At 66.4% G+C, this 14,075-nt stretch carries 15 protein-coding genes and 1 pseudogene; 9 read left to right on the forward strand and 7 right to left on the reverse strand.

The window, feature by feature from the left end; genetic code table 11:
* Positions 1–16: 16 nt before the first annotated feature.
* From ACM1PE_RS11155 to acdA, 4 genes are all read left to right on the forward strand, one after another.
* Complete coding sequence (locus ACM1PE_RS11155; protein WP_118932023.1) at positions 17–928, forward strand: LysR family transcriptional regulator; 912 nt, start codon at positions 17–19, stop codon at positions 926–928.
* A 120-nt stretch (positions 929–1,048) separates the two neighbouring features.
* Complete coding sequence (locus tag ACM1PE_RS11160; protein ID WP_059379705.1) at positions 1,049–2,248, forward strand: CaiB/BaiF CoA transferase family protein; 1,200 nt, start codon at positions 1,049–1,051, stop codon at positions 2,246–2,248.
* Positions 2,249–2,305: 57 nt separating this feature from the next.
* The gene (locus ACM1PE_RS11165; RefSeq protein WP_419343280.1) at positions 2,306–3,265 is read left to right on the forward strand and encodes a Bug family tripartite tricarboxylate transporter substrate binding protein; all 960 of its coding nucleotides are present in this window, start codon (positions 2,306–2,308) and stop codon (positions 3,263–3,265) included.
* A 53-nt stretch (positions 3,266–3,318) separates the two neighbouring features.
* Positions 3,319–4,524 carry a 3-sulfinopropanoyl-CoA desulfinase gene (gene acdA, locus ACM1PE_RS11170; protein ID WP_059379707.1) on the forward strand — a complete coding sequence of 402 codons (1,206 nt, stop codon included), beginning with the start codon at positions 3,319–3,321 and terminating at the stop codon, positions 4,522–4,524.
* A gap of 142 nt (positions 4,525–4,666) precedes the next feature.
* Here the strand turns inward: acdA and ACM1PE_RS11175 are convergent, their stop codons facing one another.
* Complete coding sequence (locus tag ACM1PE_RS11175) at positions 4,667–4,996, reverse strand: hypothetical protein (protein WP_419343281.1); 330 nt, start codon at positions 4,994–4,996, stop codon at positions 4,667–4,669.
* 211 nt (positions 4,997–5,207) lie between these two features.
* Here ACM1PE_RS11175 and ACM1PE_RS11180 point away from each other — a divergent pair.
* A pseudogene (locus ACM1PE_RS11180) lies at positions 5,208–5,375 on the forward strand (LysR family transcriptional regulator); the annotation flags it as partial.
* Between the two features lie 32 nt (positions 5,376–5,407).
* On the forward strand, positions 5,408–5,854 hold the full coding sequence (locus tag ACM1PE_RS11185) for a GNAT family N-acetyltransferase (protein WP_419343282.1): 447 nt from the start codon (positions 5,408–5,410) through the stop codon (positions 5,852–5,854).
* A gap of 99 nt (positions 5,855–5,953) precedes the next feature.
* Here the strand turns inward: ACM1PE_RS11185 and ACM1PE_RS11190 are convergent, their stop codons facing one another.
* Positions 5,954–6,880 (reverse strand): alpha/beta hydrolase, encoded by a 927-nt coding sequence (locus ACM1PE_RS11190; protein ID WP_419343283.1) that lies wholly within the window; start codon positions 6,878–6,880, stop codon positions 5,954–5,956.
* 180 nt (positions 6,881–7,060) lie between these two features.
* Between ACM1PE_RS11190 and ACM1PE_RS11195 the strand changes: the two genes are divergently transcribed.
* The 3 genes from ACM1PE_RS11195 to ACM1PE_RS11205 all read left to right on the forward strand — a co-directional run bounded on the left by ACM1PE_RS11195 (position 7,061) and on the right by ACM1PE_RS11205 (position 8,681).
* Positions 7,061–7,579 (forward strand): O-acetyl-ADP-ribose deacetylase, encoded by a 519-nt coding sequence (locus ACM1PE_RS11195; protein ID WP_059379710.1) that lies wholly within the window; start codon positions 7,061–7,063, stop codon positions 7,577–7,579.
* A 56-nt stretch (positions 7,580–7,635) separates the two neighbouring features.
* Complete coding sequence (locus tag ACM1PE_RS11200) at positions 7,636–8,205, forward strand: YdeI/OmpD-associated family protein (RefSeq protein WP_059379711.1); 570 nt, start codon at positions 7,636–7,638, stop codon at positions 8,203–8,205.
* Positions 8,206–8,270: 65 nt separating this feature from the next.
* Positions 8,271–8,681, forward strand: coding sequence for a VOC family protein (locus tag ACM1PE_RS11205; RefSeq protein ID WP_059379712.1), 411 nt, complete (start codon positions 8,271–8,273; stop codon positions 8,679–8,681).
* 38 nt (positions 8,682–8,719) lie between these two features.
* Here the strand turns inward: ACM1PE_RS11205 and ACM1PE_RS11210 are convergent, their stop codons facing one another.
* The 5 genes from ACM1PE_RS11210 to ACM1PE_RS11230 form a co-directional block, all read right to left on the reverse strand.
* Positions 8,720–10,093 carry a 3-deoxy-D-arabino-heptulosonate 7-phosphate synthase gene (locus ACM1PE_RS11210; RefSeq protein WP_419343285.1) on the reverse strand — a complete coding sequence of 458 codons (1,374 nt, stop codon included), beginning with the start codon at positions 10,091–10,093 and terminating at the stop codon, positions 8,720–8,722.
* Positions 10,094–10,158: 65 nt separating this feature from the next.
* Positions 10,159–10,644 (reverse strand): GlcG/HbpS family heme-binding protein, encoded by a 486-nt coding sequence (locus ACM1PE_RS11215; protein WP_059379714.1) that lies wholly within the window; start codon positions 10,642–10,644, stop codon positions 10,159–10,161.
* Positions 10,645–10,785: 141 nt separating this feature from the next.
* The gene (locus ACM1PE_RS11220) at positions 10,786–11,394 is read right to left on the reverse strand and encodes a response regulator transcription factor (protein ID WP_118931965.1); all 609 of its coding nucleotides are present in this window, start codon (positions 11,392–11,394) and stop codon (positions 10,786–10,788) included.
* 17 nt (positions 11,395–11,411) lie between these two features.
* Positions 11,412–12,848: a sensor histidine kinase gene (locus ACM1PE_RS11225; protein ID WP_419343286.1), complete on the reverse strand. Its 1,437-nt coding sequence runs from the start codon at positions 12,846–12,848 to the stop codon at positions 11,412–11,414.
* Between the two features lie 63 nt (positions 12,849–12,911).
* Positions 12,912–14,072 (reverse strand): HPP family protein, encoded by a 1,161-nt coding sequence (locus ACM1PE_RS11230; RefSeq protein WP_419343287.1) that lies wholly within the window; start codon positions 14,070–14,072, stop codon positions 12,912–12,914.
* Positions 14,073–14,075 lie beyond the last annotated feature (3 nt).

Consider the following 14,075-nt stretch of genomic DNA (forward strand, 5'->3'; position numbering starts at 1 on the left):
GCAAGGAGACATGACCATGCCGGATCAGGCCGCAAAATCCCTCTCCCTCAGGCAACTGGAACTGCTGCTGGCGCTGGCCTCCGCCGACAGCATCGCGGGCGCGGGCGCGCGGCTGGGGATGACGCCCTCGGCCACCAGCCACGCCCTGCGCACGCTGGAGGCCACGCTGGGAGCGCCCTTACTCGACCGCAACGCATCGGGCGTGCATCTTACCTATGCCGGGCAGCAGATCCTGCCGCACGTCAGGGACGTGTTCGCCTCCCTGCAGATCGTGCGGGCGACGGCGAACGCCAGCGCGGGCTTGCGTTCGGGTCTGCTGAATCTGGGTTCGCTGGGGGCGAGTTCCTCACTGAACATCCTGCCGCAGCTGCTGGAGATGTTCAAAGCCCGATATCCGGGCGTCGATGTGTTCGTTACCGAGAAGCCAGACCCGGAACTGGAGCGCGCGCTGGTCGAACGACGCATCGAGATCGGCGTGGTGGCCTTGCCCAAACCGGATTTCGACACGCTGCCGCTCGTTACCGACGAGCTGATGGTGGTGCTTCCTGCCGGCCACCCGCTGGCCGGGCGCAAGACGATCGCGGTGAAGGAGCTGATCGACTATCCCCTGATCATGACGCGCGCCGGTTCGCAGCCTGTCATTACGCGCATGTTCGAGCGCGCCGGCGCCAAGCCGCATATCGCGCACGATCTTTCGCAGATCATGTCCATCCTGGAATTCGTCCGGCGCGGGCAGGGCATCTCCGTGCTGGCGTCGCTGGTGCTGCCGCAGGCCTACGACGGGCTGGTCTACCGGAAGATCAGCCCCGCTTCCAAGCGCAGGATCGGGTTGGCCTGCCTCAATGAACGCAAGCTGTCGCCTGCCGCGCATGCCTTCTGGGCCATGGTCAGGGACGCCGCGCCCAAGCTGAAGTTTCCGGTCAAGTAGCGCCGCGCGTCGCCCGTCCGGACCGGGCGGCAAGCCGTCCTTCATATTGAAAAAAAACTCAATTGAAGGTGAGGATTGCGAATTTTAGACTGCATCGATCGACTCTGATGGAGAAGGCGTATGCAGTCAGTGGAAGCTTCCGCGCTCAAGGGCGTGCGTGTCCTGGACCTCTCGCGCATCCTGGCGGGTCCCAGCGCGACGCAGCTGTTGGGCGACCTGGGCGCGGACGTGGTCAAGGTGGAAAAGCCGGACGAGGGCGATGACACCCGCAAATGGGGGCCGCCGTACATCAACGACCAGGACGGCCGCGCGACCGCGGAAAGCGCCTACTACCTGAGCGCCAACCGCAACAAGCGGTCGATCGCGATCGACATCGCCACGGCGGCGGGCCAGGAAACGCTGCATCAACTGCTGGACCACGCCGACGTGCTGGTCGAGAACTACAAGGTCGGCGGCCTGGCCAAGCACGGGCTGGACTATGAACAGCTCAAGCACCGGTATCCGCGCCTGGTCTATTGCTCCATCACCGGCTTCGGGCAGACGGGGCCATACGCCAAGCGCGCGGGCTACGACTTCCTGATCCAGGGCATGGGCGGGATCATGAGCCTTACCGGCGAGCCGCAAGGCGCGCCCATGAAGGTGGGCGTGGGCATCGCCGACGTCATGACCGGGATGTATGCCGCCGTCGGCATCCTGGCGGCGCTGCGCCACCGCGACCTGACCGGCCAGGGCCAGCACATCGACATCTCGCTGCTGGACAGCCAGATTGCCTGGCTGGTGAACGCCGGGACGAACTATCTCGCCAGGCAGGAGCCGCCCGTCCGCCTGGGCAACGGCCACCCCAACATCGTGCCCTACCAGGTATTCGACGCGGCGGACGGTCCCATGATTCTTGCCGTGGGCAACGATGCGCAGTTCCGGCGCTTCTGCGAGGTTGCCGGCGTGGCCGGGCTGGCGGACGACGAGCGCTATGCCTCCAATGCGGCCCGCGTCGCCCACCGCGTCGAACTCTGCCAGCGGGTACAGGAAGCGCTGGCCCGGCGCCCCAGGCAGGTCTGGCTGGAACAGCTGGAAGCCGTGGGCGTGCCTTGCGGTCCGGTCAACGACCTGCGCGACGTATTCAACGACCCGCACGTACAGGCTCGCGGCGCGCAGTTGCGCATGCCCTGCGCATGGGCGCAAGGCGGCGAACTGAACCTGTTGGCCAATCCGCTGAAGCTGTCCGCCACGCCGGTCTCCTACCGCAATCCGCCGCCCCGCCTGAACGAGCATGCGCGGCAGATCCTGGACGATTGGACGGCGGGCGGTCCGCCGGACTGACGTCACACATCTTAGACAACACCGCTTCGACGAAGGCGGACACAAGAGGAGAGAGGCATGGATAGGAGACAGTTGCTGGCGCTGGCCGCATTGACGCCATTGAGCCGCGCATTTGCGCAAGGCAAGTATCCGTCGCAGAGCATCAGGCTGGTCGCGCCCTATGCGCCGGGTGGAACCGTGGACATCCTGTCGCGGCAACTGGCCGAGCCGCTGCGCGCCAGCCTGGCCCAGTCGGTGATCGTGGAAAACCGCGGCGGCGCCGGTGGCACGCTGGGCGCCGACGCCGTGGCCAAGGCCCGTCCCGATGGCTACGCGATCCTGTTCGGGGCGGTGCATCACGCGATCGCCCAGTCGGTGTATCCGAAGCTGGGATACGACATCCGCGAGATGACGGCGGTGGGTTTTCTGGGACGCGTCAACCACGCGCTGATCGTCAACAAGGAGCTGCCCGCGCAGAATGTGCAGGAGCTGGTAGCGCTGCTGAAGGCCAATCCGGACAAGTACAGCTATGCCACGCCGGGCGCGGGCACCATGCAGCACCTGATGGCCGAATACTTCAAGAACGTCACCGGCACCCAGATGATGCACGTGCCTTACCGCGGCTCGGCGCCGGCGATCGTGGACATCATTGCCGGGAACGTGCACATGATGTTCGAGACCATGCCTTCGGCCATCCAGCACATCAGGGCCGGCAGCGTGCGCGCGATCGCGGTGACGTCCAAGGTGCGTTCGCCCAGCCTGCCCGACGTGCCCACGGCGGCGGAGAGCGGCGCGGCCAATTACGACGCGACCAGCTGGTATGGCATCTATGCGCCGCCGTCCACGCCCGCGGACGTGGTGCGCGTGCTCAATGCGGCGGTCAACGAGGCGTTCGCCGATCCGGCTTTCGTGCAGCGCTGGATTGCGTTGGGCGCCGACGCGGGCGGCGGCACGCCGCAGGAGCTCGCCGCCCTGACGCGCAGCGAAGTCGAGCGCTGGGCCGAGGTGGCGCGGCGCGCGGATATCAAGGTGGGTTGATGCCGGCGGGCCTGGCGGCCCGGCCGGAGTTTTGCACGTAGCAAGGATGAACCATGACTGAGCTTTCTCAAGAACAATCGGCGCTGCAGCAGCGCGCGCGCGAACTGGCGCAGACCGTATTCAAACCGACGGCCGCGGCCACCGACCAATCCGAACAGTATCCCTGGGACAATGTCCGCCTGCTGCGCGAAAGCGGCTTCATGGGCATGACGATTCCGCGCGAGTACGGCGGACAGGGGCTGAGCTATCTCGATACCGTCCTGGTCGTGGAGGAAATGGCCAAGGCTTGCGCCACCATGGGACGCATCACGGTGGAAGCCAATATGGGCGCAATCGGCGCCATCATGCAATACGGCAGCCATGAGCAGAAGACGCTGGCCGCCGGGTGCGTGCTGGCGGGCGACAAGCCCGCCATCTGCATCTCGGAGCCCCAGGCCGGCAGCGCCGCCAGCGAAATGGGCACACGCGCCGTGCGCATGGGCGACGACTACGTCATCAACGGCGAGAAATACTGGATCACCGGAGGCGGGGTGTCGCGCCTGCACCTGATCTTCGCGCGCGTGTTCGACGAGGGCGTGGATCTGGGCATAGGCGCCTTCATCCACGTGCGCGAGCCCGACGCCGCGGACGATGGCCTGGAGATCGCCAAGCGTTCCTACGCCATGGGCGTGCGGGGCATACCCGAGACGTACATCAAGTTCCGCGACCTCAAGGTGCACAAGTCCATGCTGGTGGCGCCGCCCGAGGGCCTGAAACGCGGCTTCGCCGGGCTGATGCAGGCCTACAACGCCCAGCGCGTGGGCGCGGGCACCGTGGCGCTGGGCATTGCGCAGGGCGCCTTTGAAGAAGCCGTGGAATACGTCAAGCAGCGCCAGCAGTTCGGCCGGCCGATAGCGGAGTTCCAGGGCTTGCAGTGGATGGTTGCCGACATGGCCATCCAGTTGAACGCCGCGCGCCACATGCTTCATGCGGCCGCGCGCAGCGGCACGCCGCGGACTTTCGGCTTTCCGGACTTGTCGCTGGCCGCGCAGGCCAAGATATACGCGGCGGAAACGGCGCAGCGCGTGACCAACGACGCCTTGCAGCTGCACGGTTCGTCAGGCTATGGGCGCGACCTGCCGATGGAGCGCCACGTGCGCGACGCACGCATGTTCACGATCGCCGGCGGCACGGCGCAGATCCTGCGGACTCAGGTCGCCTCCGCCGTGCTGGGGATGAAGCTGCCGCAGACGCGGGATGGGTATTTGCGGGGACGGTGACTTGCCGTCCTGAAGCAACGCCCTGGCGTAAAATCAGGGCGTTTTCACATTTTTAGCTTGTATATATTGGATATGGCCTGCTGATTATCCAATACGGATTTGGGAGTAGGTCGCACGGTGCGCCTTGGCGCGACAAAATCAGTCAACGCCTGCAAACAAAAAAGCCAACGAACAGCATTCCAATTAAGGTTCCTCCCAGAGCCAGCGCTGCGAGCTCTCCGCGTTGCGACTCGTGGAAATACAAAATACACGAGAAGGCAGCGGTAAGCACGATCAACAGGACCAAAACAAAAGCGCGCCATTTTTTCAGAAACGCACAGCGCACATCGTGCAAGGCGAGTTCAGGTTTGCGCATGAGTTTTCGCGTAGAAATACGGCCGGTATTAAATTCTGCCAAATATCCCGCTGATGGGATAGTGATTTCCAGCGCATAATCTGTTCGTATAAACCCTGATTCCTTGTTGGTGCGCATCCTTTGCATTAGTTCGTTGATGGGAATCGTATTCGATCGCGTTAATGCCAGTACCGTTTCATTAATCGTGACATGGCAAAGATGATTCGGCCCGCCGAATATCGCAAACTGCGGTTTGGATTCTCTGGATTAACTAGTGGCAGGACACCAGTTCAGGGGTAATGCCGGCGAGCAAAGATCCGTGCGTTCCCAGAATAGGCCGGTCGCAAGGCCCGGGCAGTGGGCCTTTGAGATCGATCGCAAGCGGCGCAACGTCGGGGTCCGTGGTCCATTCCAAACCACTACGATGGCGGTCTATTCCGCCGTCAGCGCCGGGCTCGGCATCGCCTATTCGCCACGGTGGCAGATCAGGCACCTGCTGGATGCGGGGCAGGTAGACTAAGAATCCCCCAATCCCGATGCGCAGCAATCATGTCTTCCCAAACGCAGGTCCGAATCGCCCAGAGCGTAGACATCGATTCGATTGTTGAACTGGATCCGATCGCCAGGCGGGAACCGGGCAGGAGGACATTTATCGCCCGGGCGTTGGCTGCTGGCCAATGCTGGGCCGCGACGGCAGCGGAGGATGCTTCGGCGCTGGTCGGTTATGGGGTGCTTGACCGCTCGTTCTTCGGACATGATTTCATTCCGCTGATCGTCGTCAAGCGTTCGGCTCGACGCCGTGGCGTCGCGACAGCCATCATGCGGACCCTGGAACTGCAATGCCAGGAAGGAAAATTGTTCACGTCGACAAACACGTCAAACATCGCGATGCGCCAATTGCTGGGCCGGCTTGGCTTTATCAGAAGCGGCCAAATCGAGAATCTGGACGACGGCGACCCCGAGCTCGTATTCGTGAAGCTCCGATCGTCCCTTTGAGGGGCGTCATAGGTCTGAGGTTGTCCAACGCCACCCCATCACGGCGGACAAGGCCGCGATGCCACATGGCGCGGAAGGCGAAGGACTTTCTCTATTGCTTCAGCGCACCGGCAGCAGATATTTCAGGGCCTGCATAAAGCCGCGCGGCGCCACGGTGAGATGGTCCTCGTCATTCAGTACCACCGACTTCAGTTTCAAGCCTGGATACTTCCGGCTTTGCAGCGCCGCCTCCAGCGCACGGTTGTCGGCGACCATGTCCACCGTCTGGTTGTAGCGACGGTCGCCTTTGCGCAGGGCTTCGTAGGCGCCGACATAAAGATAGACATTCGCCGTCAGGTCCCGATGCTGCTGGGCATAGCGCGCTTCGAGTTTCAAGGCATGCCGTTTGTCGTACCAGAGGGACGGGCTGCCGAGGACATAGCCGTTGAACATGCCGGGTTCGGTGAACAGGATCTGTGTCCCCAGCAGCGCCCCATAGGAGTGGCCGAGAAAGAGGGTTCTGGCCGGGTCGGTCCGGTAGCGGGCGGTGATGTAAGGCTTCACCTGATCGCGCAGATACGCTTGATAGGCGCGCGCCTGGCCATGGACCGCGTTGGCCGGTGCCGTGCTTGGGCCGTTCGGTGTCGGCGTGTAGTCGCGCTGGCGGCTGACTCCGCCATCTTCCCCCTTGCCATATGACAGGCCGACAAGAATGAACTCCTCGATTTGCGGTCCCTCCACGTTCAGGCGGCGCGCCAACTGCCGGATGATCGGGAAGGCGTAGTCGGCGTCGGTCACATAAAGCACCGGGTAGCGCCGTTGCGGCTGTTTCGCATAGGACGGCGGCAACGCGACATAGACCTGATAGCCGCGGCCCGACACGGGATCGGGCACGTCCCATACTTCGCTATCGGCAATTTCATATGGGCGGCCCTCGCCAGATTGCGCCTTTGGCGTCGACTGGGCCAGCGCTTGCGTCGAACCGCCGGGCACGCCGACGCTCACCAGGAGGGTAACCAACAGGGCATTCAAAAGGCGTCGTTGCATGTGGGGAAACGGCGTCAGCCTGCAATCTTGAGTGCATGAAGTGGGCGGAATTGTAGACTGGCAACATAATCCCGATCCGTCGCCGCCAGCAGGCGTGATGAGTGCCGTACGCTTGCCTGCAGGAAGATCGCCCTGCAAGTGCGCCGCGGCGACGGCGTTCGTACCGCAAGGAGCAAGATCATGGCCACAAGCCTGCGCGCAATCCGTTCAGATATCACGAAGCTGCACGTGGACGCCATCGTTAACGCCGCAAACTCCTCATTGCTGGGCGGAGGGGGCGTCGATGGCGCCATCCACCGCGCCGCGGGTCCGGATCTTGTGCATGAATGCAGATTGCTGGGCGGCTGCAAGACGGGGGATGCGAAGGTGACCAAGGCCTATCGCCTGTCCGCGCAGTACATCATCCATACCGTGGGGCCGGTGTGGCGGGGCGGAGAGAGCGGGGAGCCGGCGCTGCTGGCCAGTTGCTACCGCCGATGCATCGAGCTGGCGGAAGAAAGGGCGGTCACGTCGATTGCGTTGCCCAGCATCAGCACGGGGATATATGGGTATCCCATAGCGTTGGCGGCGGAGGTCGCTGCCAAAAGCGTCCGCGAAAGTCTGGCCGGGGACTCATCCATACTGGAGGTGATCTTCTGCTGCTTTTCTGCGGAAGACCTTCTTCAATATGAGCGCATCTTGAATCGGCCGCGTGCATGACACTGTGCAGGGCTGCCGCGAGTGGTTTGTTGGACTGCCATTGAACGGAACGCTCCATGACTGAACCTCGCCTGACATTCCTGGCCCAGAGCGAATGGGAAGACTGGTTGACGCACAACGGCGAGACGTCGGCGGGGGTATGGCTGCGCATCGCCAAGAAAGGCGCCGGGCAGCGGACCTTGACGTACGCGCAGGCGGTGGAGAGCGCGCTTTGCCATGGCTGGATCGATGGCCAAAAACAGGCTGAAAGCGAAGAAACCTGGCTGCAGCGCTTTACCCGGCGTTCTCCGAAGAGTATTTGGGCCAAGCTCAACGCGGATCGGGCCGAAGCGCTCATCGCTGCAGGCAGAATGCTCCCTGCCGGCATGCGGGAAATCGAAAAGGCCAAACAGGACGGACGCTGGGCCGCCGCCTATGCCTCTCCCAGCAATTCGGTCGTGCCGGACGACCTGCAAGCCGCGCTGGACGCCAATCCCCAGGCCAGCGCGTTCTTTGCGACGCTGAACAGCCGGAACCGCTACGCCATTCTGTTCCGGATCCAGCATGCCAAAAGGCCCGCAACGCGGGCGCGCAAGATCCAAGAGTTCATCGGCATGCTTGATCGCGGTGAAACGATTCATCCCTGAAGCGGGACGTTCGACAGCCGATGAAAGCCGCAGGACAATGCCAAGTTCGACCCGGGAGAATCCGCATGCCAGCATTTCAGATCAAGCACCTGGACCATGTCGTGCTCAGGGTTCAAGACCTGGCGCGCAGTGTGGACTTCTACACGAAGGTATTAGGCTGCTCCGTCAAGAAGAAGAACGACAAGCTCGCCATGATCCACCTGAGCGCCGGCGGGTCCATGATCGATCTGATCGATGTGCAAGGACCCTTGGGTGCCGCTGGCGGGGCCGCGCCAGAAAAAGAGCGGCGCAACGTCGACCACTTTTGCCTGCGGGTCGATCCGTTCGATGAAGCGGCCATCGTGCAACATCTACAAGCGTTTGGCATTGCCGCGGACAAGGCCGTGTTGCGGTATGGCGCGGAAGGCGAAGGGCTTTCGATCTATTGCTTCGATCCCGATGGCAATCAAATCGAGCTGAAGGGGCCCGCGGTCTAGGGCAAGCACAGTACGAAACCGGCCCGCGTGCGTGGGCCTCAGCGCGTGGCGCCTTCGATCGCCGCCATCAGGTCATCCGGGTGCGCCATCAGTTCGCGCGCCTGGCATAGCGTCGGGTATTGCTGCAGCACGCCGGCCCATTGGGCCGATTGCAGCAGCTGTTGCCAGACCGGTTCCAAGGTCTCGGGGGCCGCGTCCAGACCCTGCGCCAGAAGACCGGCATATTCCAGGCTGGGCGGCGCGGACAGCAGCTGCATGCGGCTGGCGGCGCTGAGCAGGCGCGGGATCGCATCGGCCGGGCCGTCGCAGACATAGAGCACGGTGGTATCGAGCTGCGGGCCTTCGGCGGGCAACGCCCGCAGCGCCGCGCCACGCAGGGGGTACCGGCCCTGGCGCGTACTGAAGGCGTAGTCGGTCCGTGGATCGGCTTGCGTCAGCAGGCGCAGCCCGCGCAGCAGGCGCGGGAAGTCGGTGGCGGCTGCGTCGGCCGAGGCCTTGGCTTCGAGCAGCAGGCACAGGTCCCAGGCCGGCGGCGCGCCATCGCCCGCAGCCCGGCGCAGCAGCGCGGCATCCCATTCTGTCTTGGCGCGGTCGGTGTTGGCGGGCATCGAAGGCGGTACGCGCATGGAGGACACGGCCTGGTAGGCCTGGCTGCCGTCGGCGTCGTTGAGACGGCGCGCCAGGGCCTGGAGCGCTTGCAGCGCCTGCGCCTCGACGGCGTCGCCGCGCAACCGCGAGGCGTTGCCTTCGGCCAGGGCGGTGGCGCTGCCGGGGCGCGGGCCTTGCTGTTCCCACAAGGCGCGGTAGCGGCGCACGTCGCTGTCGGCGGTCAGGGCGTCCAGGCGTTGCAGATGATCCAGCGCGGGGCTGGCGAGCAGGCGGTCGAGCGCGGCGGAGGCCGGCTGGGTTTCGGAGGACAAACTGAGAAGCCGGCGCGCGGCTTCGGGCAGCGCCGCCCAGGACTCGGACGCCGCCGCCGCTTGCAAGGCGGCCATGGCGTCGCGCGCGGGGCCTGCCGGCATGCGTTCAATCTTGGCGGGGTGGGCGATGGCGTTGGCGGCGGCAATGATCTCGCGGCGGTCCTGGGCGGCGCGCGCGGCCAGGGAGGCATACTCGCGCACGAGCGGCAGGCGGTGCCGCAGCAGCATGGCCTGGAATGCGGGATCGCCGTCGGACTCGCGCATGGCGTCGCGTATCAGGCGCGCCAGGGCGTCGAGAAAGGCCTGCTTGACCGTGGCCGGCGGCGCGCCGCCATCTTCGAGCGACTGGCGGGCCTGTTCGATAGCGACGGCGAGCGCGGTTGCGGGCGCGGCGTCTTCGGCGGGGATGCGGGAAATGGCGGGTACGCGATAGCGCCGGGCGGTGCGGCGCAGGATGGCGTCGAGCAGGGAGAGGGAGGGCGGCTGGGGCATGGCGCCCCAAGCCTACCGCGATGCCGCTGGCGCCGCAAACGCGCCGCGTCCCGGCCGGCAGCGGCTTACTTGAACAGTTCGGCGTTCTCTTGCAGGGCGGTGTCCGCGCATTGCGCGTCCAGGTTGCCGCCGGGAGCGCCCGCCACGCCGATGGCGCCGATCACGGCCGAGCCGGCCTTGACGGGCACGCCGCCGCCCAGCACCAGGAAGCCCGGAATGTCGGTCAAGGTGGCCGCGGCGGGATTCTTCTGCACGTTTTCCAGCATCGTCAGCGTCGGCGTCTTGGCCGAGACGGCGGTGTAGGCCTTGGCGCGGCTGGCCTCGATGGTGTGCGGGCCGGCATTGTCGGCGCGGGCGAAGGCCTTGAGCAGGCCGGCGCGGTCCACCACCGAGGCGCTCACGTTGTAGCCCTTGGCCTGGCAGGCGGCGACGGTGGCCGTGGCCAGCTTCTGCGCGTCGGCCATGGACAGGTTGCTCTCGTTGAGCACGGCGGCGTTGGCGGCGCCGGCGCAGGCGAACAGGGCGGCGAAAGCGATGAGTTTGGGCGACATGTCTGTGTCCTTAGTGGGTCGGTGACGGGAACAGACAGAGTAAAGATGGCGGCCGATCGGCGGTATTCGGTCGGCTACGCTGGGGCCTCCGTAGGGCTACGGAGGGGGGCCGTGCAAGGTTGCTGGCCGCCTGGACCGGCCTTAGCCCAGCAGCCCCGCGTACTCGCGGATAAGCCCGGCCAGGTTGTCCGCTTCCAGCTTGGCGAAGACGTTGGCGCGATAGGTCTCCACCGTGCGCGGCGACAGGTCGAACTCGCGCGCGATCTCCTTGTTGCTCAGGCCCTGCACGACGCGTTCCAGCACGTCGCGCTCGCGCCCGGACAACTTGTCCAGCCGTTCCTGCGCGGCCTGGGTCACGGCGAGTTTTTCGCGGCTGGCGATGTGGGTGCGCACGGCGGCCTGCACCGCGTCCAGGAAGACGTCGTCGTCGACGGGCTTTTGCAGGAATTCCATGGCGCCGCCCTTGAAGGCGCGGCGGCACAGGTCCACGTTGGCATGGCCGGTCAGCATGACCACGGGCAGGTCCGATTGCTCGGCCAGCCGGCTCAGCACGTCCAGGCCGCTGATGCCGGGCATGCGGATGTCCAGGACCACGCAGCCGATGGCCTGCGGGTGCAACTGGGCCAGGAAGGCCAGCGGGTCGCCGTAGCCCTCGCTGCGCAGGCCCACGCTGCGCAGCAGCAGCGCCAGGCCGTCGCGCACGGCGTCGTCGTCATCGACCAGGTAGACCAGCGGGGATTGTTCGAACATGGGAGATTCCTGCGGCGTCAAACGGCGGCGGCGCGCGGCAGGCTGACCGTGAAGCAGGCGCCTGCCGGGCTGAGATTGCGCGCGGCGATGCGGCCGTCCATGGAGCCGGCCAGCGTGTCGCACAGCGCCAGCCCCAGGCCCATGCCTTGCGGCCGCGTGGTGTAGAAAGGAGCGAACAGGCGCGGCAACGCGTCGGCGGCGATGCCGGGGCCGGTGTCGCTGACGCTGAACAGATAGGTGTCGCCATCGGCGCGGCCCTCCAGCGAGATCTGGCGCGGCCCGGCAACGTCGGCCAGCGCATCGGCGGCGTTCTGCACCAGGTTGTGCAGGATCTGCTCCAGGGCCACGCGGTCGCCCAGCGGACGCATGCCCGGGTTGGCGTTGTGCCAGCTCAGCCGTATGCCCAGCCGGGCCAGTTCCGTTTCGCGCAGAAAGCGCAGCGACGCCACCAATGCGTCGGGGTCCAGCGCTTCGCGCCGGGCGGGCGAGCTGGGCTGCACCAGGGCGCGCATGCGGCTGATGATGTCGGCGGCGCGCTTGGCCTGTTCGGCGCTGGCCAAGAGCGCGTGGCGCACGGCGGGGCGTTCCTCTTCGTCGTCCAACAGCCGCTCGGCGGCGCGGGTCTGGGCCAGGATGGCGGTCAGCGGCTGGTTCAGTTCGTGGGCGATGCCGGCGGCCATTTCGCCTAGCGTGCTCAGGCGCGCCATGGCGCCCAGGCGCAGTTGCTCCTGGTGGCGGCGGGCCTGGGCGCGAGAACGCTGCCAGGCCGCGGCGCCGGCCACCAGCAGCGCGCTGGCCAAGCCCCAGGCGAGCCAGGTGCCCCAGGGCCAGACGCCGGGTGTCAGCGTGCGCGTGCTGCGCATCTGGAAGGGCTGGCTGGCCGCGCCCAGCGGCTTTTGCAGGGCCAGCGGCCAGCCGGGACCGCTGGCGTCTGGCTGCTTGTCCAGCAGCCGCAGCGGGGTCTGGTCCACCGTCAGGGTCAAGTTGGCCAGGCCGGGAGGAAAGTCGGCCGCGGGTATCAGCTGGCTGGCGTCCAGCAGCAGGCTCCAGCTGGAGGGCGCCACCAGCCAATAGCGTGCGGTGTCCACCGGCAGCGTCACGGGCCGGCCCAGGCCGCGCGCGCGTTCGACGGCTGCCGCCAGGCCCGGGGGTTCGGCCACGCTGCCACTCCAGGCGCCGCCGGACAGGTAGCCCAGCCCCAGCAGTTGGGGCATGGCCGGCCGCAGGCTGGGATAGAGGCGTTCCGGAGCAGGCGGGTGGGAGAGGGCGGCCAGGGTCGCCAGCACGGCTTCATGCTGCACCGTCTTCTGGCTCAGCATGCGCTGCGCCACGCTGGTGCTCTGGGTGAAGCGTTCGTACTGGTCCACATAGTCCTGCCGCCCGATCCAGAGGGCGCCGAAGGTGAACAGGACCAGCCAGCAGAAGAAGGCGCGAGCGCGCGATAGGGGATTCACGCCTGAAATTATGCCTTGCGGCCAACGCGGGCAGGAATCCGTAGGGCTACGGAGGGTCGGCGCTCAGGCCGCCAGCCGCTGGGCGTCCGGGTCCGGCGCCTGCGAGCTGGCCGCGAGCGCGATCTGGTACAGCGCCGCCACCAGGTCCGATTGCGTCACCAGTCCGACCAGGTTGCGCGCTTCATCCAGCACCGGCACGCAATGCAGGCTGTCCGACATGGGGCGGGCCAGTTCGATGACGGGCAGGCCCGGGGTGGCGAAGGGCACTTCGCTGCGCATGCAGTCGGCCACCAGCAGGCCGGGCGCGGCATCCGCGTCGACGGCGACGGCAGCCAGCCGGGTTTGGCGCGCCAGCACGTCGCCCTGGCTGACCATGCCGGCGTAGCGGCCGGCCGAATCCAGCACCGGCAGCGCCTGCAGGCGATGCTTGTCGAACAGACGCACGGCGTAGTCCAGCGGGTCCTGGGCCTGCACCGTGACCACGTCACGCGACATGATGTCGGCGCAATGCACGTCGCCAAAGCGCCGTACGCTGGCGCGCATTTCCGCGGCCAGGACGATTTCTTCCAGGTCTTCCTTGCTGATGTCCAGCAGCTCGCCGCGTTGCGTGAGCGCGTCGTCCAGGTCGGCCAGGCTGAAGCCCAGGCGGGCGCTGGGCGCTAGGTCGCGGGTGTTGTGGCCGGCGGCCGGGTCGGCGTGGCGGCGCGGATAGTTGCGCTTGAGCGCGCCATTGAAGACCACGGCGATGCAAAGCAGGATGGCGGAGTTCAGGGCCACGGGCCAGAGCGCGAAGCCGTAGCCCAGGCTGGCGACGGCGGGGCCGCCCAGCACGGCGGTCAGCGCCACCGCGCCGCTGGGCGGATGCAGGCAGCGCAAGGAGAACATGGCGCCGATGGCCAGCGCCACCGCCACGGCGGCGGCCACGCCAGGCACGGGGATGAACTGGGCGCAGAAGACGCCGATCAGGGCCGATACCAGATTGCCGGCCATGATGGACCAGGGCTGGGCGAGCGGACTGGCGGGGGCGGCGAATAGCAGCACGGCGGACGCGCCCATGGGGGCGATGAACCAGGGGCTGGCGTCGCCCAGCGCGTGGCGGCCCACCCATTCCGTGCAGAACAGGCCGAGCAGCGCGCCCATCGCGCCGTACAGTTTCTCGCGTCCGTTGACGCCCACCGGCGCTGGCGCGAACGAGCCCAGCCAGCGCTTGATTGCTACACCCAAAAC

It is taken from the genome of Achromobacter sp. PD1, assembly GCF_048541815.1.
In the GTDB taxonomy this organism is placed as follows: Bacteria; Pseudomonadota; Gammaproteobacteria; order Burkholderiales; family Burkholderiaceae_B; genus Achromobacter; species Achromobacter bronchisepticus_A.

Excerpts from the sequence above, each read along its gene's own strand:
- ACM1PE_RS11155 (WP_118932023.1), top strand. The coding sequence starts at position 17 with ATGCCGGATCAGGCCGCAAAATCCCTCTCCCTCAGGCAACTGGAACTG.
- ACM1PE_RS11160 (WP_059379705.1), top strand. The coding sequence starts at position 1,049 with ATGCAGTCAGTGGAAGCTTCCGCGCTCAAGGGCGTGCGTGTCCTGGAC.
- ACM1PE_RS11165 (WP_419343280.1), top strand. The coding sequence starts at position 2,306 with ATGGATAGGAGACAGTTGCTGGCGCTGGCCGCATTGACGCCATTGAGC.
- acdA (WP_059379707.1), top strand. The coding sequence starts at position 3,319 with ATGACTGAGCTTTCTCAAGAACAATCGGCGCTGCAGCAGCGCGCGCGC.
- ACM1PE_RS11175 (WP_419343281.1), bottom strand. The coding sequence starts at position 4,996 with ATGCGCACCAACAAGGAATCAGGGTTTATACGAACAGATTATGCGCTG.
- ACM1PE_RS11185 (WP_419343282.1), top strand. The coding sequence starts at position 5,408 with ATGTCTTCCCAAACGCAGGTCCGAATCGCCCAGAGCGTAGACATCGAT.
- ACM1PE_RS11190 (WP_419343283.1), bottom strand. The coding sequence starts at position 6,880 with ATGCAACGACGCCTTTTGAATGCCCTGTTGGTTACCCTCCTGGTGAGC.
- ACM1PE_RS11195 (WP_059379710.1), top strand. The coding sequence starts at position 7,061 with ATGGCCACAAGCCTGCGCGCAATCCGTTCAGATATCACGAAGCTGCAC.
- ACM1PE_RS11200 (WP_059379711.1), top strand. The coding sequence starts at position 7,636 with ATGACTGAACCTCGCCTGACATTCCTGGCCCAGAGCGAATGGGAAGAC.
- ACM1PE_RS11205 (WP_059379712.1), top strand. The coding sequence starts at position 8,271 with ATGCCAGCATTTCAGATCAAGCACCTGGACCATGTCGTGCTCAGGGTT.
- ACM1PE_RS11210 (WP_419343285.1), bottom strand. The coding sequence starts at position 10,093 with ATGCCCCAGCCGCCCTCCCTCTCCCTGCTCGACGCCATCCTGCGCCGC.
- ACM1PE_RS11215 (WP_059379714.1), bottom strand. The coding sequence starts at position 10,644 with ATGTCGCCCAAACTCATCGCTTTCGCCGCCCTGTTCGCCTGCGCCGGC.
- ACM1PE_RS11220 (WP_118931965.1), bottom strand. The coding sequence starts at position 11,394 with ATGTTCGAACAATCCCCGCTGGTCTACCTGGTCGATGACGACGACGCC.